At 69.4% G+C, this 23,669-nt stretch carries 17 protein-coding genes, 1 tRNA gene and 1 pseudogene; 11 read left to right on the top strand and 8 right to left on the bottom strand.

Annotation, left to right across the window (positions count from 1 at the left end; genetic code table 11):
- The first annotated feature begins 63 nt into the window (after positions 1–63).
- Positions 64–137: transfer RNA gene (locus B841_RS12065), tRNA-Gly, on the top strand.
- A gap of 74 nt (positions 138–211) precedes the next feature.
- Here the strand turns inward: B841_RS12065 and B841_RS12070 are convergent.
- The 3 genes from B841_RS12070 to B841_RS12080 all read right to left on the bottom strand — a co-directional run bounded on the left by B841_RS12070 (position 212) and on the right by B841_RS12080 (position 4,697).
- Entirely contained in the window at positions 212–1,654 is a 1,443-nt protein-coding gene (locus tag B841_RS12070) for a tryptophanase (protein ID WP_020935777.1), read from the bottom strand.
- Between the two features lie 111 nt (positions 1,655–1,765).
- Positions 1,766–3,451, bottom strand: a complete 1,686-nt coding sequence (locus tag B841_RS12075) for a VanW family protein (protein WP_052337772.1) — start codon at positions 3,449–3,451, stop codon at positions 1,766–1,768.
- 49 nt (positions 3,452–3,500) lie between these two features.
- On the bottom strand, positions 3,501–4,697 hold the full coding sequence (locus tag B841_RS12080; RefSeq protein WP_052337832.1) for a glycoside hydrolase family 3 N-terminal domain-containing protein: 1,197 nt from the start codon (positions 4,695–4,697) through the stop codon (positions 3,501–3,503).
- Between the two features lie 92 nt (positions 4,698–4,789).
- Between B841_RS12080 and B841_RS12085 the strand changes: the two genes are divergently transcribed.
- Positions 4,790–4,984, top strand: coding sequence for a DUF2613 family protein (locus tag B841_RS12085; protein ID WP_020935780.1), 195 nt, complete (start codon positions 4,790–4,792; stop codon positions 4,982–4,984).
- Between the two features lie 10 nt (positions 4,985–4,994).
- A pseudogene (locus B841_RS14265) lies at positions 4,995–6,857 on the top strand (DUF3367 domain-containing protein); the annotation flags it as partial.
- A 1,259-nt stretch (positions 6,858–8,116) separates the two neighbouring features.
- On the opposite strand, the gene B841_RS13685 reads toward B841_RS14265, so the two are convergent.
- Complete coding sequence (locus B841_RS13685; RefSeq protein ID WP_281168152.1) at positions 8,117–9,295, bottom strand: acyltransferase family protein; 1,179 nt, start codon at positions 9,293–9,295, stop codon at positions 8,117–8,119.
- Positions 9,296–9,397: 102 nt separating this feature from the next.
- Between B841_RS13685 and B841_RS12095 the strand changes: the two genes are divergently transcribed.
- Positions 9,398–10,540: a porin PorA family protein gene (locus B841_RS12095; protein ID WP_156844811.1), complete on the top strand. Its 1,143-nt coding sequence runs from the start codon at positions 9,398–9,400 to the stop codon at positions 10,538–10,540.
- 1 nt (position 10,541) lies between these two features.
- The gene (locus B841_RS12100) at positions 10,542–12,050 is read left to right on the top strand and encodes a hypothetical protein (RefSeq protein ID WP_041631902.1); all 1,509 of its coding nucleotides are present in this window, start codon (positions 10,542–10,544) and stop codon (positions 12,048–12,050) included.
- Here B841_RS12100 and B841_RS12105 read toward each other — a convergent pair.
- The gene (locus B841_RS12105) at positions 12,022–13,143 is read right to left on the bottom strand and encodes a glycosyltransferase family 4 protein (RefSeq protein WP_041631903.1); all 1,122 of its coding nucleotides are present in this window, start codon (positions 13,141–13,143) and stop codon (positions 12,022–12,024) included. The two genes, B841_RS12100 and B841_RS12105, sit on opposite strands and share 29 nt — an antisense overlap.
- A 53-nt stretch (positions 13,144–13,196) precedes the next feature.
- Here B841_RS12105 and B841_RS12110 point away from each other — a divergent pair, with 53 nt between their 5' ends.
- Positions 13,197–13,979 (top strand): class I SAM-dependent methyltransferase, encoded by a 783-nt coding sequence (locus B841_RS12110; protein WP_020935786.1) that lies wholly within the window; start codon positions 13,197–13,199, stop codon positions 13,977–13,979.
- Positions 13,980–14,063: 84 nt separating this feature from the next.
- Here the strand turns inward: B841_RS12110 and B841_RS12115 are convergent, their stop codons facing one another.
- A complete protein-coding gene (locus tag B841_RS12115) occupies positions 14,064–15,899 on the bottom strand; it encodes a phosphoenolpyruvate carboxykinase (GTP) (RefSeq protein ID WP_020935787.1) in 1,836 nt (611 codons plus the stop codon).
- 356 nt (positions 15,900–16,255) lie between these two features.
- Between B841_RS12115 and trmB the strand changes: the two genes are divergently transcribed.
- From trmB to B841_RS12140, 5 genes are read left to right on the top strand one after another with little or no spacing between them, the layout of a single operon-like run.
- The gene (trmB, locus tag B841_RS12120) at positions 16,256–17,044 is read left to right on the top strand and encodes a tRNA (guanosine(46)-N7)-methyltransferase TrmB (RefSeq protein ID WP_020935788.1); all 789 of its coding nucleotides are present in this window, start codon (positions 16,256–16,258) and stop codon (positions 17,042–17,044) included.
- A 51-nt stretch (positions 17,045–17,095) separates the two neighbouring features.
- Complete coding sequence (locus B841_RS12125; RefSeq protein ID WP_020935789.1) at positions 17,096–17,773, top strand: NYN domain-containing protein; 678 nt, start codon at positions 17,096–17,098, stop codon at positions 17,771–17,773.
- 23 nt (positions 17,774–17,796) lie between these two features.
- Positions 17,797–20,292, top strand: coding sequence for an MMPL family transporter (locus tag B841_RS12130; protein WP_020935790.1), 2,496 nt, complete (start codon positions 17,797–17,799; stop codon positions 20,290–20,292).
- The gene (locus B841_RS12135; protein WP_020935791.1) at positions 20,289–21,371 is read left to right on the top strand and encodes a lysylphosphatidylglycerol synthase transmembrane domain-containing protein; all 1,083 of its coding nucleotides are present in this window, start codon (positions 20,289–20,291) and stop codon (positions 21,369–21,371) included. Before B841_RS12130 ends, B841_RS12135 begins: the two co-directional genes overlap by 4 nt.
- 55 nt (positions 21,372–21,426) lie before the next feature.
- Positions 21,427–21,810, top strand: a complete 384-nt coding sequence (locus tag B841_RS12140) for a DUF3054 domain-containing protein (RefSeq protein ID WP_020935792.1) — start codon at positions 21,427–21,429, stop codon at positions 21,808–21,810.
- Positions 21,811–21,896: 86 nt separating this feature from the next.
- Here the strand turns inward: B841_RS12140 and B841_RS13930 are convergent, their stop codons facing one another.
- The gene (locus B841_RS13930; protein WP_156844813.1) at positions 21,897–22,034 is read right to left on the bottom strand and encodes a hypothetical protein; all 138 of its coding nucleotides are present in this window, start codon (positions 22,032–22,034) and stop codon (positions 21,897–21,899) included.
- A gap of 73 nt (positions 22,035–22,107) precedes the next feature.
- Positions 22,108–23,658: an acyl-CoA carboxylase subunit beta gene (locus tag B841_RS12145; protein WP_020935793.1), complete on the bottom strand. Its 1,551-nt coding sequence runs from the start codon at positions 23,656–23,658 to the stop codon at positions 22,108–22,110.
- Between the last annotated feature and the right edge of the window lie 11 nt (positions 23,659–23,669).

The following is a 23,669-nucleotide window of genomic DNA, read 5'->3' on the forward strand; positions in this document are numbered from 1 at the left end:
CGGTTTCTCCGTGGGCCGGGCCCCAGTGCTACAGTTATTTGGCACGCAGCGATGCGGGCGAATGCCGGTGTAGTTTAGTGGTAGAACATCAGCTTCCCAAGCTGAGGGTGCGAGTTCGATTCTCGTCACCGGCTCCACTTCAAAAAGGGGGGCGACCGATACGGTCGCCCCCTTTTGTCATTCATGTTTCACGTGAAACATGGCGTGTGTTTTACAGCGAGTCGCCGAAGTCCTCGCGGAACTTGGCCAGCAGCTTCTGTGGCCAGTCCGAGGTCGGGCGCACCCGACCGTAGAAGAAGCGCAGGATCTCCGGCTCCTCCTCCCACTCCAGACCACCGATGAGTTCACGGTTCTCGTGCAGCCAGGTCACGCGGTCGATGAGGTAGTTCAGCTGCGAGAGCGTGAACACGCGCCGCGGCAATGCCAAACGCACCAGCTCCATGTTCGCCAGCGGCTCGACGCCCTCGGCGTCGCGTTCCTCGCTCATGGTGCCGCGCTCCATGCCGCGCACCCCGGAGGTCAGGTATAGCGCCGCGTTCAACGCGCCGGCCGGGTACTGGGTCTGCGGGATGTGGTCGACGAAGTCCATCGCGTTGAGGTGTGCGCCCAGGCCGCCGGCGGGCTTGATCACGGGCACGCCGCGCTCGTCCAGCTCGCGCACGGTGTACTCAATGAATTCCGGGCCGTGCGAGATCATGTCGTAGTCCATGGTCTCTTCCAGGCCGACGGTGATGGCCTCCATCTCGCGGACGGACATGCCGCCGTAGGTGAGGAAACCCTCGAACAGCGGCACCAGGCCGCGCATCTGCTTGTAGGTCTCTTCCTCGCGGATGCAGATGCCGCCGCCGCGGCCGAAGCCGAGCTTGCGGGCAGAGAAGTAGAAGATGTCGCAGGCGTCGGCGACGGCCATGGCGATCTCGCGGATCTCCATGTCGGCGCACTGCTCTTCCCGCTTCTTCATGAAGTACAGGTTGTCCTGCAGTAGGGAGGCATCCAATACCAGCGGAATGCCGTACTCCTGGGCGACGGCGTGGACCTCGCGCAGGTTCTCCAGCGAGAAGGGTTGGCCACCGATCAAGTTGGTGCCGGCCTCCATGCGCACCAGCGGCACATTCGCGTCGGAGGCGAGCAGCTCGCGCAGCTGCGCGACGTCCATGTTGCCTTTGAACGGGTGCTCCGCGGTGACGTCGATGCCTTCCGGGTGGAGGTATTCCGCCACGGTGCCGCCGTTGGCCGTGATGTGGGCCTTGGTGGTGGTGAAGTGGTAGTTCATCGGGATGACGTCGCCGTCGTCGACGAGCGTGGAGAAGATGATGTTCTCGCAGGCGCGGCCCTGGTGGGCGGGCAGGAAGTACCGCATCCCGAAGAGCTCGCGGACCTTGCTTTCCAGGCGGGTGTAGGTGGAGGAGCCGGCGTAGGCGTCGTCGGCCTGCATCATCGCGGCCTGCTGCTCCTGGCTCATGGCGTTGACCCCGGAGTCGGTGAGCATGTCGAGGAACACGTCGTCGTTCTGCAGCAGGAACGTGTTGTAACCGGCCTGCTGCAGCGCGTCGAGGCGTTCCTCGATCGGCAGCAGGTTCAACTTCTGGATGATACGAACCTTGTGCATCTCCAGCGGGTACTGCTGGTCGCCGTGAAACTTAACCCTGGACATTCTCACTCCTCCGGTGACCGCAGCCCTTGCGGTTCACCCAGCGGGAAGCTTACGCGGCTACCCCGACTCGTCCCACACGAGGGCAAATGAAGTGACATTGACCACAGCGGGCTAGCCCGTGCAGCGGACGATGGGCTGCGGGTCATAGACGGTGGTCTCGGTGTTGCGGAAGACCTCGTTGCCGGCCTTGTCGCGGACGATGCGGGTGTCCGAGGTGGTGAAGCCCGGGTTGCCACTGGAAGGGATGCACTCGCTGCCGGAGACGCTCATCTCGCGCGGCTGGGTGGCCGCCCAGCGGCCGCCGTTGACGGATTCCACGTTGTACTGGTCCACGCCCATGATGCGGACGGTCAACGAGCCGCCGCCGACGGTGGCCTCGATGCGCACCGGCACGTCGGTCTGGTTGCGGAAGGCCAGGTCGATGGCGCCTTCGTAGACGGTGGCCTCACGCCCGGCCGGGTAGCGGGAGATGTAGTAGCTGTGCGGGGTGTGCGTGACGTCCTCGAGGCCGGCGAAGTAGTAGGCGTTGTACAAGGTGGTGGCGAATTGGCTGATGCCGCCGCCGACGGCGGTGCCGGCACGGCCGTCTTCGATGATGCCGCCTTCGACGTAGCCCTGGGCCGTGCCGCGGGGGCCGGTGAACTCGTTGAGGGAGAAGACTTCACCGGGGGCGACGATGGCGCCGGAGACGTCGCCGACGATCACGGCGATGTTCTGCCCGGAGGTCGTCGAGTAGCCGGAGGTGGTGAATTCGCCCATGACCTGGTTGAATTCGGCGTTTTGCGCCATCTCGGTGGTGAATCCCGCGGGGTCGTCCTCGTAGAGGGCGTCCCACTCGCGGGGCTCGTCGCCGAGGACGCGTTCGACGAAGCCGTCCATGGTGGTCTCCCAGTCGACGGCACGACCGTCCTGGTGCGGGGTGATCGAGCCGTCGGAGAGGATCTGGGCGTTGATCGACTCGGTCTCGGTGACGGCCAGCTGTTCGTCGAGGATCGCGGTGGCCGCCTCGACGTCGACGTCGGGGAGGATGGCGCCGTCTTCATTGCGGAAGGCGACGAATTCACCGATGCGGGCGGGCTCGATGACGCCGTCGACGTCATCGTCGCCGCTGAGCACGAGCGGGCCGGAGACGGCTTCGGCGGCCACACCATTGGCGACGTCGTCGACGACGTCCTGATTAATGGCCGGCTCCAGCGGCAGGGCCTCGACCTCGACGCCGGCGGGGTCGAGCCAGCCGTCGGTGACCTCGCCTTGTAATTCGGCGCGGTCGACTTCCTGGCCGACGACGGGGTCGGTGACGCGCACCTCGCCGTCCTCAATCCCCACGGCGCCGTCGGCCGGGGCGACGAACAGCTCCCCGGCGACGCGGTCCAGTTGCGGGTTCAGCGCGGCCTCGTCGGTCTGGGAGACGACGTCGACTTCCCGGGTGGTGAACAACCCCGCGATACGCACCAGCGGGTTCGCCGAGGATTCACCGGCGGCGGCGACGGTGGCGTCCCAGTCGATGCCCAGGCCGGACTCCGCCGGGATGAGCTGGCTGGTCAGCTCCCCGGCGGCGACGGTGACGGGGTCGGTTTCCACGCCGCCGAGTTCTGCCTGCAGAGTCTGGCTGGCCTCCGCCTTGTCCATGCCGCCGATCTCCACGCCGCCGACGGCGGTGCCGCGCGGCACCTTGTCCTTGTTGGCGAAGTAGTCGACGCCGTAGGCCACGACGGCGATGAGGATTAAGCCGACGACAACGCCGAGGGCGACTTTCCAGCCCCGGCCGTTACTACGCTTGCTCGTTGATCCGCTCACGACGTCCAGGGTAGTTGCAGCGAACGGAAAGCTCCTAGTTCTGCCGCGCTCACAACCCCGCGTAGACCAGTTGGAGTTGGACCCGCTGCGCCGCGGCGTCCACGGCCTCCGGGGAGATCTCTCCCTGGGTTAAGGCGTGCTGGACGGCGTCGACGGCCGGGCCGATCTCCGCGCCAGAGGACCACAGCGCCTGATCCGCGCCGGCGGCCAGCGCACGCGCCACGGCCTCGGGCAGGCTCATCGCGTCGGTGATCGCCCGCATGCCGGACAGGTCATCGGTGTAGGTCAAACCGTGAAACGGCTGACCACCGGGGTAATCCCCTTCGCGCAGCACCCGGTAGACCTCCGGATTCAACGAGGCGGGGACGTGCTCGCCGAGGCCGGGCACGATCATGTGCCCGACCATGACGGCGGCGGGGCGCTGCTTAAGGGCGACGGCCCAGGCGGCCGCGTCGTGGGCGGCGACCTCCGGCCAGGGCGGGGTGACGGCGGCGACGTGGTGGGTGTCACCGCTGGCACGCCCGTGGCCTGGGAAGTGCTTGTACACCGGGGCCACCCCGGCCCGGTTCAGTCCGCGGGCGAAGGCGGCGCCGTAGTCGCCGGCGACCCACGGGTCGGCGCTGAAGGCCCGGTCCCCGACCACCTCGAGGCCGGCGGCATGGATGTCGAGCACCGGGGCGTAGTCGACGGTGATCCCGTGGGCGCGCAGGGTGCGCCCCAGCCCGTGGGCGGCCTCCTCGACCTGCTGCGGGCTCATCGTCGCGGCCAGCTCCCGGGGCGAGGGGTGGTCGCCGAGGACCTCGGAGTGGCGCTGCACGCGCCCGCCCTCGAAGTCGATGGAGACGGAAAACGGCCGACCGACGGCCTCCCGTAGGGCGGCGACGTCGCGCCCGGGTTCGTGCAACAGGCGCGAATCCGCCCAGCTGGGGATGAAGATGCCGCCGACTCCTTGGCGCAGTTTGGCCAGGGCGTCGTCGTAGTCGGTCACGCCGACGACCATGAGGGAGGCGATGGTGGCGCGCTCGTCGTCCGGGACGCGCTGCGCGGCGATCTCCTCGGGCGTCGGTTCTGGCGCCGGCGTCGGCGTCGGGGTTGGCCGGGGGCTCGTCGACGTCGTGGTGGACGTCGTCACGCTGGTGTCCGTCGCGACGGGCGACGGCGCCTCTTCTGCCGGGGCGCAGGCGGCGACGAGCAGCGCGAGGGCCGCCCCCAGGGCACCCAGCGCCCGCGGGCGGCGTCGATCAATGGTCACAAGCGCTCCCCCTTCGTCATGCGCTCCAGTATTGCGCGTCTCGTCCATGATTCCAGTATCCGCCCCGCACTGGTAGATTTATCCGCATGGCTTTCGAATCCGATTCCCTCAACCGTCGCACGCTGGGCCCCGTCGTGGCCAGCGCCGTCGTCGGCGTGGCGCTCGGTGTCGTCGGCGTGCTCGGGGTGGCCTCCTTCTCGGGCGGCGCCATTCCGCAATCCAACGCGGTGCCCGCCGAACAGGCGCTTTTGGGCGATCCCGAGTACGGCTCCCGCGAGTAACCCCGTGCGGATGCGCCCGCGCGCCCTGACGCACGTGATCGGCTGGCTGGTGCTGGCCGTGGTCATGTTCGCGCAGTCGCCGGGGCGTGTCGCCGCCGACACCAAGCTCGACCTCGTCGCCGACCCCGTCGGCTTTTTGTCGCGCGCCGCCAGCGCGTGGACCGACGACTTCACGCTCGGCCAACTCCAAAACCAAGCCTACGGGTATTTCTTCCCGCAGGGCCTGTTTTTCGTGCTCGCGGACCCGCTGCCCGATTGGGTGGCGCAGCGGCTGTGGTGGACGGTGGTCGCCGGCGTCGGGTTCTCCGGCTTTCTGGTGCTCACTGACCGGCTGCGGGTCGGCTCCCCGGTCTTCCGGGTGATGGCGGCCGCGCTGTATGCGCTGTCGCCGCGCACCCTGAGCACGTTGACGGCGATCTCCTCGGAGACCTGGCCCGTCATGCTGGCCCCCTGGGTCCTCGCCGCCTTCCTCACCGCGCGGTTGAGCTGGCGCTGCGTGGCCGCCGCCCTGATCCCTGTGGCGCTGATGGGTGCGGTCAACGCCACCGCCACGCTGGCCGCCTGCCTGCCCGCGGGCGTGGCGCTGGCCTGGCGGCTGATCGCGTGCCCGGGGGAGAACTCCCGGCGCGGCGTCGCCGGGTTCGCCGTGGCGTGGCTGGTCGGATGCGCGGTGGTCAGTTCGTGGTGGATCGGGCCGCTATTGGTGTTGGGGCGGTATTCGCCGCCGTTCACGGATTTCATCGAGTCGTCTTTCGTGACCACCCGGTGGCTGAATCTGGCGGAGATTTTACGGGGGACGACGAGTTGGTCGCCGTTCGCGGACTCCGAGCGCGTCGCGGGCGTGATGTTGGTGACGTGGCCGGTGTTTGTGCTGGTGACGATGGCCGTGGCGGTCGTGGGATTGGTGGGCCTGGCGCGGACCGCGCCGGCGCACCGGGTACCGGCGCGGGGGTTGTGGATCACGATGTTGGCGGTGGGGGTGGCCGTGTTGGGGGCGGCGCACGGGCCGTTCGGGCAGGTGTGGCTGGAGTTTCTCGACGGGCTCGGCGCGCCGCTGCGTAACGTGCACAAGTTTGATCCGTTGGTGCGCCTGCCGTTGTTGGTGGGGCTCGCCGGGATGGGGTCGGCGTTGTCGTTTCCGCGGGGGCGGGCGCAGTGGTTGGCGCCGGGGCGTCGGCATGCGGCGGCGGGGTTGGTCGTGGTGGTGGCCTGCGCTGCGGTGGCGCCGGCGTGGTCGGGGCGCCTGTTGCCGCGCGGGACGTGGGAGGAGGTGCCCGACTATTGGGTGGCGGCGACGGATTTTCTCAACGAGCGGGCGGCGGGCACGCGCACGCTGATCACCCCGGAGGCGTCTTTCGCGCGGCAGGAGTGGGGGTGGACGCGCGATGAGCCGGCGCAGCCGTTGCTTCAGGTGCCGTGGGCGGTCCGGGATGCGATTCCGTTGGTGGATCCGGAGGCGATCCGGGGGCTCGACGGGGTGATGGCGGCGTTGCACGAGGACCCGGCGGCGGGCGCGCGAGCGTTGCGCAGCCTGGGGGTCGGCGCGGTGCTGGTGCGCCACGACTTGGACGAGGGCGTGGGCGGCGAACCGGTCGACGCCGGGGCGATCGCCGACGCCGCCGACACCCGCGTGCACGCTTTCGGCGACGGGGAGATCGAGGTGGTGTTGCTTGACGACGCCGCGGGCATGGCCGTCACGGAGCAGGATCCGGTGGCGGTGGCCGGCGGCGGGGAATCGCTCGCGCTGCTGGACATGCTCTATGGGCCCGGTCCGCGCGAGCTGGTCGATTCCGGCGCGGAGGTAGTCACCGACACCCCGATGCTGGTGGCCCGCAACTACGGCACCCTGGATTCTGCGGTCTCCGCGCCGCTGGCCACGCCCGCCGAAGGCGCGGACGTGCGCAACCGCGTCCTCGACTACCCGTCGGCCGGCCCGTTGACCCGGGTGGACGAGCACGGCGGGCGGGTCGCCGCGTCGAGTTCGGCGGCCGACGCCACCAGCTTCGGCGGGGCGGACCCGGCGCGTTCGATCACGGCGGCGGTCGACGGCGACGAACGCACCGCGTGGTGGCCGACGCCCGGTCCGGCGGAGGGCGAGTGGATCGAGCTGCGCGGGGATTTCCCGGCGCAGGCGAATCTGCGGGTCACCGCCACGGAGGACACCACGGTGGTCGTCTCCACCGGCCCGCTGGACTCGGACGCACCCCGGGTCGAGGTCCCCCTGGCCGCGGACGAGGAGACCGAGGTCGTCGTGCCGGGCCCGGCGACGGACACGGTGCGGGTCACGCTCGTGGGACCTGCGCCCGTGGGCGTCGCGGAACTCGCCGTCGAAGACCACCCCGTGGAGCGGGCGGTCACCGTGCCGGACACCTCCCCCGAGGTGCGGCAATTCCTCTTCCAGCGCATCGTCGTGGACACCGGGGTGATCATCCGCGACTTCACCGTCCCGCGCGAGATGGCCGTCGAGGTCGGCCTCGGCGACGGCGACGACGAGGTGCTCATCGACGGCGTCGCGCATCCCGCCGGTACCGAGCTCACCCTGGAGCCCGGTGAGCATCGCCTGCGCACCGACGCCCGCTGGGTCACCCTGACCGAACCCGGCTTTAACCCCAGCCCCGCGTTCACCGACACCGGCACCCAGATCCAGCCCGCCGACTCGCAGCGCCTGCTGCTGACCGCCCGCTCCGCGAACCCCGGACTAGAGGCCGAGCTCGACGGGGTCGCGCTGCAGCCGCGCCGGGTGGACGCGGGCATGCAGGCTTTTGTGATTCCGGCCGGCCTCGGCGGACAGGTCACCTTCTCCTTCGCGGGCGACCCGGCCTACCGGGCGGCGTTGCTCGGCGGCGGGATCGCGGCAGCGGCGCTGACGCTGCTGTGCACGGTGTTTTTGGTGGTGACCCGCGGGCGTCGTCACGCGGCCGCAACCCTGGTGGAGCGCCCCGGCTCCGGGTGGGGCCTGCTCGTGGCCGTGGTCGTGGCGCTGACCGTCGCGGTCGGCTGGGCGGGCCTGGCCGCCGTGCTCGTCGCCGCGGCAATCCGCCGCTTCACGGTCATCCCGGCGCCGCTGCTGACCGGTGCGGCCGGGGCGATCGCCGGCGCCTGGCTGGCACGTGCCCCCTGGCCCGACGCCGCTTACGCCGGGGACGAACTCGCGCTGGCAGCCGTCTGCGCGCTCACGGTGTCGTGCCTGGTCGTCGACGTCGACGACCCGCGCGCCCCCAGCGCACGCACGAAGCGCCGGGCCGGCTCCTCGACGAAGACATAACTCGCCGCGGAGACCACCACCGTGATCGCCGCGGTGAGCACGAAGACCGGCAGGAAATCCTGCCCGCCCTGGAAGTAATCGATCCCGCTCAACGGGAACACCACCGCCATGACCGCCAGGTGCCACAAAAACACCGAATACGAGATCCGCCCCAGCCACGTCATCACAGGCGACGCCAACCACCCGTTCGCCGGGGCCAGCGCGTAGGGCACCACCAACGCCGCGGCGAACACCGTGCCCGCCAGAATGCGCAGCACGAACTCCCCCGGCGACGGGTGCGTCAGCCCCAGCGGGCCGAAAAACTCCTGGCCGGCAACCCAGGCCGTGGCCAGGGCCAGCGCCCACCACAGCCAACGGATACGCAGCACCCGCCGCACCCGCGGGCCGACCCGCCCCTCGCATTCGGCGGCGAGGATCCCCACCGCGAACCAGCACGCATAGGCCGGCGGCCAGATCTGCCGGTTGGCCACCCCCTCGGCCGGGGTGGCCTCCACGAACGGCAGAAACGCCCACCCCAGGCTGAGTGCCGCCACCAGCACCGTCAACACGATACGCCCGGTGCGCCGCGCCGGGGCCAGCAGCACCAACACCGGGAGTGCCACGTAGAAGGCCATTTCCACGCACAGCGACCACAGGTGCGTCAGCCCGGGGGCGAGCCCGTCGGCGACGTAAATCTGGGCCATGGTCAGATTCGCCAGGATCTGGCCCACGTCCATGCCGGCGGCGTCGGGAAGCAACAGCACCACCGCCGTCACGCACGCCAGGTAGGCGGGCAGGATGCGACCGAGGCGGTTGCGCCAGTAGCGGGCGACGTCCCCGCCGGTGCGGATGCGACGCCCGCCCAGCTGGCCCCGCCAGAGCAAAAACGCCGACAGCGCGAAGAACACCGCGACGAAGTAATCGAAACGCGCCAGCACCGACCCCACCGGGGTGGCGGGGTCCATGCCGGTCTGGAAGGACACGTGGGTGGCGAGCACCCCGAAGGAGGCCACGGCGCGCAGTCCCTCCAACGACGGGTTGAAGCCCCTTTTATATGATGGTGACACACTGGCCGTGGCTATTTCGCCCACCTCGCTCACATCTGACTGCCGCACGTGCTTGTCTTGGTAGCGAACAGTGTATCCAGCCCCATCGACGAGGACGCGCGAGTGAAGAGATCAACGACCACCCCGAACCGGCGGTGGATGCTGTGGCTGCTCATCGGCGTCGCCGTAGCCCTGGTGGCGGGGCATGTCGCCCCGCCCCTGCTCATCAACCTGATGAAGCTGCAGGACACGAACGTCTCCTCGACGTATCGCACCGCCCCCGCCGAGGCGCAGCTGCTCGACGTCGCCGCCTTCCGCGACGGCGCCCCTACCCCCGGCAACGCCGGCCGGGAAGAGTGCGCCGACGGGGACGCCGCCCCGCTGAGCTGTTTCCACGTCACCGGCCCCGCCCAGGTGGAGCGCACCACGGCCACGGCCCCGGCCGAGAAATACATCGAGGCCGACGTCACCACCCACATCACCGTCGACGTCGCCGGTCCGACCGCCCTGGAGATCGAGGACGAGCTGCGGATCAGCCGCGACTCCAACTTCCCCGTCCCCGAGCCCCGCGCCCACACGACGATCACCTCCCCCGCCCTGCAGATCGACGCCGCCGGGGAACCGGAGGTCCGCGAAGGGTTGCAGTGGTTCTTCCCCTTCACCACCGAACGGCGCTCCTACCTCTACTTTGACGTTCTCGCCCAGGAGCCCACGCCCATCGACTACGTCGGTGAAACCGAGGTTTCCGGGCTGGAGGCCTGGGAATTCTCCCAGACCCTCGACGGGACGGCCCTGCCGTGGCCGTCGGAGGAGACTTTCTTCGGCCCCGCCGAGCGCTTCTACACTCCGGCCGAGCGCGCCGACCGCGGCTTCGCCGACGACACCGGCGTGGCCCTGGACCCCTACTACGCCGTCGACCGAACCGTCTTCGTCGAACCGGAGACCGGCACAGTGCTGGACGTGCGGGAAACCCTGCACCTCTACTTGGCCACGGACGACGAGGACGCCGCTGACCTCATCGCCGCCACCGACGGGGCGGCGCACCCGCTGCGCACCCTCCTGCACACCGACGCCGACTGGGACGCCGACACCCGGGAACAGCAGGCGGACAAGGCCCGACCCGACCTGGCGGTGCTGCGTGGGCTGCAGATCCTGGCGTGGGTGGCCAACGCCGTGGCCCTGGCGTTGATCGCCGCGCTGGTCGTGCACGTCGTCCGCGTCCGCGGTAACCGGGCCCGCACCCTGACCGCCCCCGCCGAGCTTTAGAATGCCGCGCCCGGGGGTGGTCGCCGCGCTGGCCGCCTGGGCCGTCCTGCTCGTCGGCCTGCTCACCTGGCCGTTGCTCCGCCCGGGGCAACTTGCCGCGCGCGACATGCTGGTGCTGGATCACCCGGCGCTGACCGCCGCGGCGCTGGGCTTCGGCGACTTGGCGGCGCGCAACGTGCCGCAGGACGGGCTGCTGGCGCTCGTCGGCACGCTGCTGCCGGCCTCCTGGTTCGCGCGCGTCGTGATCGTCGTCGCCTCCGCGGGGGCGGCCGCCGGCGCCGCCTGGCTCACCGCGGTGGTTCGGCGCCGGGCGGGGTCGCCGGTCACGGCGCTGCCGATCGCCGCGGCGATGACCGTGGCCGTGTGGAACCCGTTCGCCGTCGAACGCCTCCTGCAGGGCCACTGGTCGCTGGTGGTGGCCGCCTGGCTATTGCCCGCCATCGCGGCCGCCGGGCTCACGGGCCGGCCGCTGCCGCAGGGGCTGCTGATCTTCGCTGCATCGCTGACCCCCACCGGTGGGCTCTTCGCCGCGGCCACGGCGGTCGTCACCGCCCGCGGCCGGCACCGGCTCAGCGCGCTGGCCGTGGGCGTGGCGTGCTGTCTGCCCTGGGTGGTGCCGGGGTTGCTGGCCGGGGCGGGGGCGACGACCTCGTCGGCGGCCTCGGTCGCGGCTTTCGCGCCGCGGGCGGAAGAACACGCTGGCACCCTGGGAGCGTTGCTGGGGCTCGGCGGGATCTGGAACGCCGCCGCCGTGCCCGCCTCCCGCACGGTGGGCTTCGCGCTGGCCGGCGTCCTGCTTTTTGTCGTTCTCCTGCTCAGCGCCCGCCGCTGCCCGCCGGTGCTGCTAGTCCTCGCCGCGGCGGGCCTCAGTGGGGCGATCGCGGTCTGGCTTTTACCCGGCGCCGTCGGCTGGCTCGTGGAAACCGTGCCGGGCGCGGGGTTGCTCCGCGACGGCCAGAAGCTGGTGGCGCTCGCGCTGCCCGCCTACGTGGCTCTGGCCGGGCTGGCGCGTCCGATCCCGGCCGGGTTGATCGTGGTGCTGGCGATTCTGCAGGTGCCGGACGCGCCCAAGGCGGTGCAGCAGATTGCGCCGGTGCACGTCGCCGTGGATGAGGGACTGGTGGAATTCGCGGACGGGCGCGACGTGTTTTTCCCCGGCCGCTCCGGGCTGAGCACGCGTGCTGACGGCATGGTCGTCGTCGATCCCTTCACCAAGGCGCTGTCGGTGGTCCAGTCCGGGGAGCTGGTCGTCGACGGGGTGCGGGTCGACGCGCCGTCCCCGCGTTATGAGGCGGCGCAGCGCGCGTGGGCGAAGCGTGATGTGGAGGCGCTGGCGGAGCTCGGCGTCGGCGTCGTCGTGGACGGCGAGCGCGTCGTGGAGACCGGAGCCCCCGCCCGGGGGCTGCCTGCGGCCGGGGTGGCGCTGCTGGCCTGGTGGTTGGCGGTGCCGCTGATGCTGGCGGGGTTGTGGGCTCTGCGGTCTAGGAATCTTGCGCGGTCAATCCCGTGAGCAGTTCCTCGAACTGTGCGCCGGTGTCGTCCCAGGAAAACTGCCCGCTCCAGGCCAGCGCCTCCGCGCCGAGCCGACTGCGGTGGGCCGGGTCGTCGAGCAGCTCGCGGACGGCGGCGATGAAGCCGGGCAGCGTCTCCACCAGCAGACCGGTCTCCTCGTGCCGGATGGAGTCGCGCAGGCCCCCGGAGACCCGGTAGCCGACCGTGGGCACCGCGTGCCGGGCGGCCTCCATCACCGCCAGCCCCCACCCCTCTTTGCGCGACGGCATCAGATGCACGGCGGCGCGGGCCAGCAGCGCGTGCTTGTAATCCTCGGTGACTTGGCCGTGAAAGATGACCCGCTCGGCGACGCCCCGCTGGATGGCGTACGAGCGCAGGTTGTCCTCCCACCAGCCGGAGCTGATGACGTCGAGGACGACGTTGGGGTGCTCGTCGACGAGGTCGGCGACCGCGTCGATCGCGTGCTCCAGCCGCTTGTGCGGCACCAGGCGAGACAGCGTCACCAGGTGCAGCGCCCCGTCGTCGGTCAGCTGCGGCAGACTGCCCGGCACCGGGTCGACCCCGTTGGCGATGATGCGGACGTCGTCAGCGTCCACGCCGAGCTCCGCCAGCTCGCTTTTCGACGCCTGCGACACCGTCAGGTACGGCCGTCCGCGGTAGATCCGCGGGGCCACCCGGGATTCGAGGAACCAGCCGAACCGGCCGAGCAGCCGGCCCGCCACCGGCCACTGTTCCCGGTGGCAGTGGTGGGTCAACAACACGGTGGGACGGCCTGCGACGAGGGCGGCGAAGAACGGGACGCCGTTTTGGGTGTCCACGACCACGTCCACCCCGCGCAGCGAGCCGATCCCCAGCCGGCCCAGCAGGATCGAGGCCAACGCCCGCGGGTAGACGGTGAATTTTCCGCCCGCCCGCACATACCGCACCCCACCGCGTTCCGTCTTGACCGGGGCCTCGGTGTGCCCGGCGGTGCGGTAGACCACCTCGTGGCCGCGGGCCGCGAGGTACTCGCCGACGTGCTCGAGGTAGCGCTCCGAGCCGCCGCCTTGCGGGTGGGTGGAGTCGCGCCAACACAACAAAAGAATCTTCATGGTTTCCGTCACCAGCCTACTTATCGCCGTGGCGTCGCCTTACACTGACGAGGATGAACCGCCACGCCCGTTTTCCTGCCACCGCCTCCCTCGCCACGCTGTCCCGCTCCATGGGGCTGCTGCGCTCCTTCCCCTCGGAACAGGCCGACCCAGCGCGTTTCTACGGCGGGTTGGCCGAGGACACTGCCGAGTTAATCGCCGCGGTGTCCCTCGACATTACGGGCGCCGGCCTGGCCGGGGCGTCCGTGCTGGACGTCGGCGGCGGGCCCGGTTACTTCGCCGACGCCTTCCACGCCCGGGGCGCGGGCTACGTGGGCCTGGAGCCGGACGTGGGCGAGATGTCCGCCGCCGGCATCGAGGTCGCCGCCGGGGTGCGTGGCGACGGCGCCGCCCTGCCGTTCCGCGACGACGCCTTCGACGTGGTGTATTCCTCCAACGTGGCCGAGCACGTCCCGGATTTCACGGCCCTCGGCGACGAGATGGTGCGGGTTACGCGCCCCGGCGGGTTGGCGGTGTTGAGCTACACGGTCTGGCTCGGCCCCTTCGGCGGGCATGAGACCGGGGTGTGGGAGCACTACGTGGGCGGGGAGTTCGCACGCGACCGCCACACGCGTAAGCACGGTCATCCCCCGAAGAACGTGTTCGGCACGTCGTTGTTCGACGTCTCCTGCGCCGACGGGCTGGCGTGGGCGCGGTCGTTGGAGGCGCGCGGGCTCGCCGACGTCCGGCTGTGTTTTCCCCGCTATCACCCGTCGTGGGCGTGGTGGCTGGTGCGGGTGCCGGTGCTGCGGGAGTTTTTGGTGAGCAACCTGGTGGTGGTTGCCCAGAAGCGCTGAGAACAGGGAAAGAGAAATCCGGCCCGCCCCTCCTGAGGAGGGGCGGGCCGGATTCGGCTCGGCCGACGAGGCCGGAAGGAGGTGTTACGCCTGCTTCTGTGCCTCAGTGATGCGGGTCTTGAGCGCCTCGAACTCCTCGTGCACTTCGCTCGGGACGCGGGGGCCGAGGAAGGTCAGGTACTCGGCGTTGTCCTCGATGTTGGCGGCCCACTCGTCCGGGATGACCGCCAGCGAGGCCTCGATGTCCTCCATCGGGGTGTCCAGGCCGCTCAGGTCCAGGTCCTCTGCGCGGGCGGTGTGGCCCACGAGGGTCTCGGCGGCGCCGGCCTTGCCCTCGACGCGCTCGGTGATCCACTTGAGCACGCGCGAGTTCTCGCCGAAGCCCGGCCACAGGAAGCGGCCGTCCTCGCCGCGGCGGAACCAGTTGACCAGGAAGACCTCCGGCAGACGGTCCCCGCCCTTGGCGCCCATGTCGATCCAGTTCTGCAGGTAGTCGCCGATGTTGTAGCCGGCGAACGGCAGCATGGCCATCGGGTCGTGGCGCAGGGAGCCGACCTTGGCCTCCGCGGAGGCGGCGGTCTGGCCGGAGGACAGGGTCGCGCCGATCATGGTGGCGTGGTTCCAGCTGGTGGCCTGGGTGACCAGCGGGACGGTGTCCGCGCGGCGGCCGCCGAACAGGATGGCGTCGAGCTTGACGCCCTTCCAGTCGTCGTACTCCGGCGCCGCGGTCGGGCACTGGGAGATGGCGACGGTGTAGCGGGAGTTCGGGTGGGCGGCCGGCTGCGGGGAGTCCGGGGTCCAGTCGTTGCCCTGCCAGTCGATGAGGTGGGCCGGCTTCTCGCCGTCCATGCCTTCCCACCAGACGTCGCCGTCGTCGGTGAGCGCGACGTTGGTGAACAGGGTGTTGCCCGGCTCCATGGTGCGCATGGCGATCGGGTTGGAGCTGTACGAGGTGCCCGGTGCGACGCCGAAGAAGCCGTTCTCCGGGTTGACGGCGTACAGGCCGTCTTCGCGCAGGTGCAGCCAGGCGATGTCGTCGCCGACGACCTCGGCGGTCCAGCCCTCCAGGGTGGGGGTGATCATGGCGAGGTTGGTCTTGCCGCAGGCCGACGGGAAGGCGCCGGCGATGTGGAAGGACTTGCCCTCCGGGTTGGTGAGCTTGAGGATGAGCATGTGCTCGGCCATCCAGCCCTCTTCCTTGGCCATGACGGAAGCGATGCGCAAGGCGAAGCACTTCTTGGCCAGGATGGCGTTGCCGCCGTAGCCGGAGCCGAAGGACCAGATTTCCTTGGTGTCCGGGAAGTGCGTGATGTACTTGGTGTCGTTGCACGGCCACGCGACGTCTTCCTCGCCCGGCTCGAGCGGGGCGCCCACGGAGTGCAGGCACGGCACGAAGTCGCCGTCGACGCCGATCTTGTCCAGCGCCTCCTGGCCCATGCGGGTCATGATCCGCATGCTCAGCACGACGTAGGCGGAGTCGGTCAGCTGGACGCCGAGCTTCGGCTCCGGGTCGCTGATCGGGCCCATGCAGAAGGGCACGACGAACATGGTGCGGCCCTTCATGGAGCCGCGGAACTGCTCGCGCATCTCCTCTTTCATGGCGGCCGGCGGGGCCCAGTTGTTGGTGGGGCCCGCGTCTTCCTCGTTTTCCGAGCAGATGAAGGTGCGCGACTCGACGCGCGCGACGTCGGCCGGGTTCGAACGGGCGAGGAAGCTGTTCGGGCGCTTTTCCTCGTTCAGCTTGATCAGCGTTCCCGCTTCGACCAGTTCACCGGTGAGACGGTCCCACTCTTCTTGGGTACCGTCGCAGAAGACCACACTTTCCGGCTGGAAAAGGTCGACGGCCTCGTTGATCCAGGTGATCAACTCCTCATTCTGGGTCGGCGTTTCTCCGACAAGGCCCTTGATTGCGGTGGTCATGCACATCTCCTGACTGAATGCTCGCGATGGGAGTACTCCCCCCAACGATATCGGGCATTATCGCCCACGTGGGTCATACTCAATGGTCGTACGTCTGACCAGTGGTCACTACCAGCACTTTTCCCAGTGTAATGCAGGATAGGTCACATACGTACATGGGGTATGCCACTGTCCATCCACCCCCTTTCGGGGCCCGTAAACACACAGTTTCCCCGGGAAAAGACTCTCATTTCCGGCCCAGCCCCGACTTCCGGCCTCCGCCCCGCCCCAGCCCCGCCGGCCGACTCTCGCCGCAGCCGCCCGTTTTCCACCGCAAGGAATTGGAACAGGCGCACGTCACGTGAACAATAGGAGTGGTGAATAGCCCTGAAGACACTTCCCCCCGGCAGGAGCCGCTCGGTGAGCTGCCCGCCGGCCGCCCGCTCCAGACGGACTTCAACGACGGCCTGGACTACCCGCGCCTGGGCACCGTCAGCTTCCGCCGCGGCACGCTGACCGACAACCAGCAGGCCCTGTTCAACGAGCACTGGCCGCACCTGGGCAGGGTGCTCGCCGACGAACGCATCGACCTCGACGAGTGGTTCGGCCGCACCGGGCACCCCACCATCGTCGAGATCGGCTCCGGCACCGGCACCTCCACCGCGGCGATGGCGCCGCTGGAGGAAGACACCAACGTCATCGCCGTCGAGCTGTACAAGCCCGGCCTGGCCAAGCTGCTCGGCTCCGTGGTCCGCGCCGGCACCGACAACGTCCGCATGGTCCGCGGCGACGGCATCGAGGTGCTCGTCCGGATGATCGCGCCCAACTCGCTGGACGGCATCCGCGTCTTCTTCCCTGACCCGTGGCCGAAGGCGCGCCACAACAAGCGCCGCATCATCCAGTCCGGCCCGCTGCGTTTGTTCGCCTCCCGCCTCAAGCCGGGCGGCGTGCTGCACGTGGCCACTGACCACGCCGATTACGCCGAGTGGATCGACGAACTCGTCGACGTGGAGCCGCTGCTGGACTACAAGGGGTGGCCGTGGGACGACTGCCCGATCCTGACCGACCGGCAAGTCATCACGAAGTTTGAGGGCAAGGGGCTGACCAAGGATCACGTCATCCGGGAATACCTGTGGGAGCGTACCGACGCACCGAATCCGGAATAGGGTGGGTGTCACTTAAACACTTATTGATTTTCACCTGAAAAGAGCCCCGCCATGTCAGATATCCACGAAGCCGCCCACCACTACAACTCCGGCGCCGTCACCGGCCCGGACGATCTGCTCCTGATCTGGGACGCCCCCAACCTGGACATGGGCCTGGGGGCCATCCTCGGCGGCCGCCCGACCGCCGCGTACCGGCCGCGTTTCGACGCCATCGGCCGGTGGCTGATCGCCCGCGCCGAGCAGATCGCCCGGCGCTCCGGCACCCACATCGAGCCGGAGGCCACCGTGTTCACCAACGTGGCCCCGGGCAGCGCCGACGTCGTCCGCCCCTGGGTGGAGGCCCTGCGCAACGTCGGCTTCGCGGTCTTCGCCAAGCCGAAGATCACCGACGACTCGGACGTCGACCCCGACATGCTGGCGCACATCCGCCGCCGCCACGAGGAGGGCGTGCTCAAGGGGCTGGTCGTGGCCTCCGCCGACGGGCAGAACTTCCAGGACACGCTCGAGGAGCTGCACGACGAAGGCGTCCCCGTCACCGTCATCGGCTTCCACGAGCACGCCGCCTGGGCGGTATCCTCACAGTCGATTGAATTCCTCGACTTGGAGGACATCCCGGGCGTGTTTCGGGAACCGCTGCCGCGCGTCAACCTGGATCAGCTGCCCGACGAAGGCGCCTGGCTCCAGCCGTTTCGTCCCCTGTCCGCCCTCGTCAACACGAAGCACCACTAACTGCGTCAAGGAGGCAACGCCACGTGTTCCTCAAATGGGGCTATTTCTCCTACCGGCACCGCCGCATCGTCCCGCTGGTGATGATCGGCGTCGTCCTGCTGCTCTTCTTCGGCTGGGGCACCCGCCTCGACGACCGGATGAGCCAGGAAGGCTGGGAGGATCCCACGGCCTCGTCCACGACGGCCGCCGCCATCGAGCAGGAGGTCTTCGGACGCGACGACTCCGGCGACGTCATCCTGCTGTTCGAATCCCCGGACGGCATCAACGACCCGGAGGTCTTTGAGGCCGGCGCCGCCCACCTGGAGCGACTACAGGCCGAGCACGACGAACAGATCGCGCACGTCACCAGCTACTTCGGCACCCGCAACGCCCAGCTGATCACCGACGACGGGCAGACCGCCTTCGCCGCCATCGGCCTGGCCGGCGACGGCGAGCAGACGCTGCAGGATTTCCGGGCCATCGAAGACGACCTCGTCCCGCCGGCGGACGCCCTGCCCGAGGGCATGACCGTGCAGGTCGGCGGCGCCACCGCCGTCGCCGACGCCCTGGATGACGGCATGGCCAACGACATCGGCCGCGCCGAAATGTTCGGACTGCCGTTCGTGGCCCTGCTGCTGTTGTTCGTCTTTGGCTCCGTGGTCGCCGCGGCCATGCCGCTGATCGTCGGCATTCTGACGATCTTGGGCTCCCTCGGCGTACTGTCCATGCTGGCGGGCGTCCTGCAGGTCAACGTCTTCGCCCAGGCCATCGTCACCCTGCTGGGACTCGGCCTGGCCATCGACTACGGCCTGTTCATGGTCTCCCGCTTCCGCGAGGAGCTGGACAAGGGCAGATCCGTCGAAGACGCCGTCGCCCAGGCCACCACGCACGCGGGCAAGACGGTGGTGTTCTCCGCGCTCATCGTCGCGGTGGCGCTGTCCGGCCTGCTGATCTTCCCGCAGGCCTTCCTCAAGTCCGTCTCCTACGGCGTGATCGCCGCCGTCGTACTGGCGGCGCTGCTGTCGGTGACGGTGCTGCCGTCGGTCTTCGGCATGCTGGGCCACAACATCGACAAGTGGTCCATCCGGCGCACCAACCGCACCGCCCGCCGCCTTGAGGACACCTGGTGGTTCAAGATCCCCGCCTGGGCCACGAAAAACGCCAAGGTCCTCACCGTCGTGGTCGCCGGCGGACTGGTGCTGCTGACCCTGCCGGTCGCCGGCACCAAGTTCGGCGGCATCAACGAAACCTACCTGCCGCCGACCCAGGAGACGCGCGTCGCCCAAGACGAGTTCAACGAGAAGTTCCCGAACTTCCGCACCGAGCCGATCAAGCTCGTCGTCACCGACGCCACCAACGCCCAGCTCGTCGACGTGGTCATGCAGACCCGCGACGTCGAAGGCCTGACCGAGCCGCTGAGCCCGATGACGCAGACCGTCGACGGCACGACCGTGCTCTCCGCCGGCATCGAGGACCGCGACGACAACCAGTACGTCCTCGACCAGCTGCGCGCCATCGAGGCCCCGGAAGGCGTCGGGCTCTACATCGGCGGCACCCCCGCCATGGAGACCGAGTCCATCGAGGCGCTCTTCGAACGCCTGCCCTGGATGGCGATCTACATCGTGGTCGCCACCTTCCTGCTGATGGCGCTGGTGTTCGGCTCGTTGATCCTGCCCGCCAAGGCGATCATCATGACCGTCCTGGGCCTGGGAGCCACCCTGGGCATCCTCACCCTGATGTTCGTCGGCGGGCTGGGTTCGGGGCTGCTGAACTTCACGCCGGGCCCGCTGATGAGCCCGGTGGTGGTGCTGATCATCGTCATCATCTACGGCCTGTCCACCGACTACGAAGTCTTCTTGGCCTCCAGAATGGTCGAGGCCAGAGACAAGGGCGCCACCTCGGACGAGGCCATCGTCTACGGCACCGCGCGTACCGGCAGCATCATCACCTCCGCCGCACTGATCATGATCTTCGTCGCCGCGGCCTTCGCGTTCTCCGACATCGTGATGATGAAGTACATCGCCTTCGGGCTGATCTTCGCCCTGGCCATCGACGCCACCGTGATCCGCCTGCTGCTGGTGCCCGCCGTCATGCACCTGCTGCGCGAGGACAACTGGTGGGCGCCGGCGTGGGTCAAGAAGATCTACCACTCCATCGGCGGCCACGGCGGCGACGACGACCCGGTCACCGAGCGCGTTGACGCCCCCGTCCACCGCGAGCGCGAACCCGCGGCCGTCGGCGCCGGGGCCGCCTCCACCGCCGCCGAGGTCGAACCCGAAGCCGCGGCGGAGGCCGACGCCGCCGAAGAGACCGCGCCGCCGCTGCCCAGCAACGACGTCACCGCGGAGCAGCCGGCCGTGCCTGACCCGGTCGTGCCCGAGGAAGAGGATCTCTCCGTCGACGAGGTCACCGTCGCCGAGGACTCGCACGCCGCCCGCAGCGGCGTGTCCACCAACCAGGACACCGAGCTGATCCCCTTCGCCGAGCTGATGCGCCGACTGCAGGAGGAGCGCGAGCAGGGCGGCCCCGACCGTCGATGAAGTCCCTGCGCGCCCTCGCCGCCAACCGCTGGTTCCAGTGGTCGGCGTCGTTGGCGATCCTGGTGATCGTGCTGCTGGCCTTCCGGGACCAGCTGCCGTTCATCGGCCAGGCCGTCGCGGAACTGCGCGACACGGCCCCCGGGCCGCTGGTGTTGGCCGCGCTCAGCGCCCTGCTGTCGATCCTGGCGATGGCCGAAGTGATGCGCCTGCTCCTGCGCGCCGGCTCCGTGCGCGTCCCCCTGTACGAGACCAACGCCCTGACCCTGGCCTCCAACGCCTGGTCCACGTCCCTGCCGGGCGGCCCGGCCTTCTCTGCGGTGCTGACCTTCCAGGTGCAACGGCGCTGGGGCGCGAGCATCCTGCTGTGCGGCTGGTTCTTCATCATGAGCTCCGCGATCTCCACGATGTGGCTGGTGCTCATCGGCGCCGCCGCCGTACTCTTCCTCGGCGCGCAGGTCTCCGTGTGGTCGCTGGGGGTCAGCTTCCTGCTCATGCTCGCCGCCGGGGCGGGCGTGTACTGGATCATGAAGAACCCGGCCACCCTGGAGCGGTGGATCCGCTCCCTCCTGCCGCGCCTGAACGGGCTGCTGCGACGCGACCGGCAGGCGGGTGTGAACGGCGCCGTGGAGCAGATCCGGCAACTGGACTCCGTGCATTTCTCCGGAGGCTCCTTCGCGGTCGTCTCCATCTATTCGCTGGCCAATCGACTATTCGACGCCGCGACCCTGTGGCTGGCCGTGTGGGCGGTGAGCGGGCACCTGCCCGGGCTGACCGCCGGGGAAAACCAGACCACCGTCATGGGCGTGGCCCTGGCCTACATCACCGCCAAACTCGCCGGCTCGGCGCAGGTGACCCCGGGCGGCCTGGGCACGGTGGAGGCGGCGATCATCGCCACGCTGGTGGCCACCGGCATGACCGCCGTCGACGCGACCGCCGCCGCGCTGGTCTACCGGGTGATCTCCTTCGCACTGATCACCGTCATCGGATGGATCGTCTACGTGGTCCACTACGCCCGCGACGGTTTCAGCGGCCCCCACCAGCTGCGCCGGCGTGCGCAGGAATCAGCCCAGAGCGCCTAAAGAGCTAGACTCATCGGCGACACTGCCCCACCCCGCACCCTGGAGGTCGCCCACCATGAGCCGCGCCAGTGCCATCATCGCCGACGTCGTCGCCATCGCCGTGTTCGCCCTGCTCGCCCGCATGGCGCACCAGTCCGACGACATGCCGTTCACTTTCGGCGGCTGGCTGTCCACGCTGTGGCCTTTCCTCATCGGCGTGGCCGCCGCCTGGGTCGTCATCGCCGCCGCCAAGTGGGACGGGGCGAAGCTGCACCCAGCGGGCTGGGTCGCGTGGCTCATCGTGGTCGTCGTCGGCTTAAGTATCTGGGGCATCCGCAACCAGGCCTTCCCCCACTGGTCGTTCATCATCGTCGCCTCGGTCATGTCCGTGATCCTCATGCTCGGCTGGCGGGCGGTGGCCACGGCCGTCACCCGGCGGAAAACGACGGTCGCGGTCTAAAGCACGGACACGACGAAGCGCCGGGCATCCCACTCAGTCTGAGTGGGATGCCCGGCGCTTCTGGTCTTGACCTGGGCCCGGCCAGGCTAGAGGACGCTGACGCCCAGGTAATTGGCGCCCATCACGATGTAGTTGACGAGCTCGAAGATGATGTCCACTGCGGAGCTAAGCATGAGTGCCTCCAGAGATAGTTGGCGGTGTTCACGGTCTGGCCTGCCGACCACGCGCCCGCCCTGCGACAGGGCGGGACGTCGGCAAGCTCTTCTTCCCTATCTGTCGGCCACGGCGGCCATCGTGTTACATCGGGATGATGTTGTGCTTTTTCGGCAGGTCGCGGACGTCCTTGGTGCGCAGCTGACGCAGCGCCCGGCGCAGCGCGAGCCGGGACTCGTGCGGCTGGATCATCGAATCGATGTACCCGCGCTCCGCGGCGACGTACGGGCTGGTCATGGACTCGTCGTAGAAGTCCATGAACACCTTCTTCATGTGCGCCCGCTGCTCCGGGTCCGTGATCGCGTCGAGCTGCTTGCCCTGGATCATCACCACCGCCGCGGCGGAACCCATCACGGCGATCTGCGCGGTCGGCCACGCCAGGTTAATGTCTCCGGCCAGGTTTTTCGACCCCATCACCGCGTACGCGCCACCGTAGGCCTTGCGCACCACCAGCGTCACCTTCGGCACGGTCGCCTCCACCGCGGCGAAGGCGAGCTTCGCGCCGCGGTGGATCAGGCCGGCCTTCTCCTGCTCCACCCCGGGCAGGTAGCCGGGGGTGTCGACGACGAAGACGATCGGGATGTTGTAGGCGTCGCAGATGCGGATGAACCGCGCCGACTTGTCGGCGGCGTCCGCATCGATGCAGCCCGCCAGGTGCATGGGGTTGTTCGCCACATACCCCACCGTCTGGCCGTCGATGCGCCCGAAGGCGGTGATCATGTTCGGGGCGAAGTTCTCCTGCAGCTCGATGAGATCGTCGTCGTCGCCGAGCTGGACCAGCAGGTCCATCATGTCGTAGCCGGCGTTGGTGTCGTCCGGGATGAACTCGTCCAGCACCAGCTCGTCCTCGCCGGAGACGTCCTCGTCCGTGGGGGCCAGCACCGCCGGCGTCTCGTCGAAACACGTCAGCGGCAGGTGACCGAGCAGGTCGCGGACCAGGTCGAAGGCGTCGTCCTCGGAGTCGACGACGGCCTGGATGTTGCCGTTGAGCTCCTGCTGCCGCGCCCCGCCGAGCTCCGCGGAGGTGACGTCCTCGCCGGTGACCTCGCGGATGACATTGGGGCCGGTGACGTACATCTCCGCCTCGCCGTCGACCGCGATGACGAAGTCGGTGGTCACCGGCGCGTACACCGCGCCGCCGGCGGACTTGCCCATCATGATCGAGATCTGCGGGCTGCGCCCGGACAACGGCATCTGGCGCCGCGAAATTTCCGAGTACATCGCCAGCGACGTCACCGCGTCCTGGATGCGGGCGCCGCCGGAGTCCTGGATGCCGATGACCGGGCACCCGATCTTGATGGCCATCTCCATGACTTCCACGACCTTCTTGCCGAAGGTCACCCCGACCGAGCCGCCGTAGACGGTCTTGTCGTGGGCGTAGACGCACACCGGGCGGCCGTCGATGCGCCCGTAGCCGGTGACCACGCCGTCGGAGTAGACGGCGTCGTCCACGCCCGGGGTCTTGGCCAAAGCGCCGATCTCAGTGAAAGAGCCCTCGTCCAGCAGGCGGGCGATGCGGTCGCGCGGGGTGGAGCGGCCGGCCTCGTCGCGCTTGGTCCGCGCGCGCTCCGAACCGGGGTCCTGCGCCGTCTCCAGCCGCTCGCGCAGGTCCGCGAGCTTGTCGGCGGTGCTCATCGCTGTCACTG

The sequence above is a fragment of the Corynebacterium maris DSM 45190 genome (assembly GCF_000442645.1).
GTDB lineage: Bacteria > Actinomycetota > Actinomycetes > Mycobacteriales > Mycobacteriaceae > Corynebacterium > Corynebacterium maris.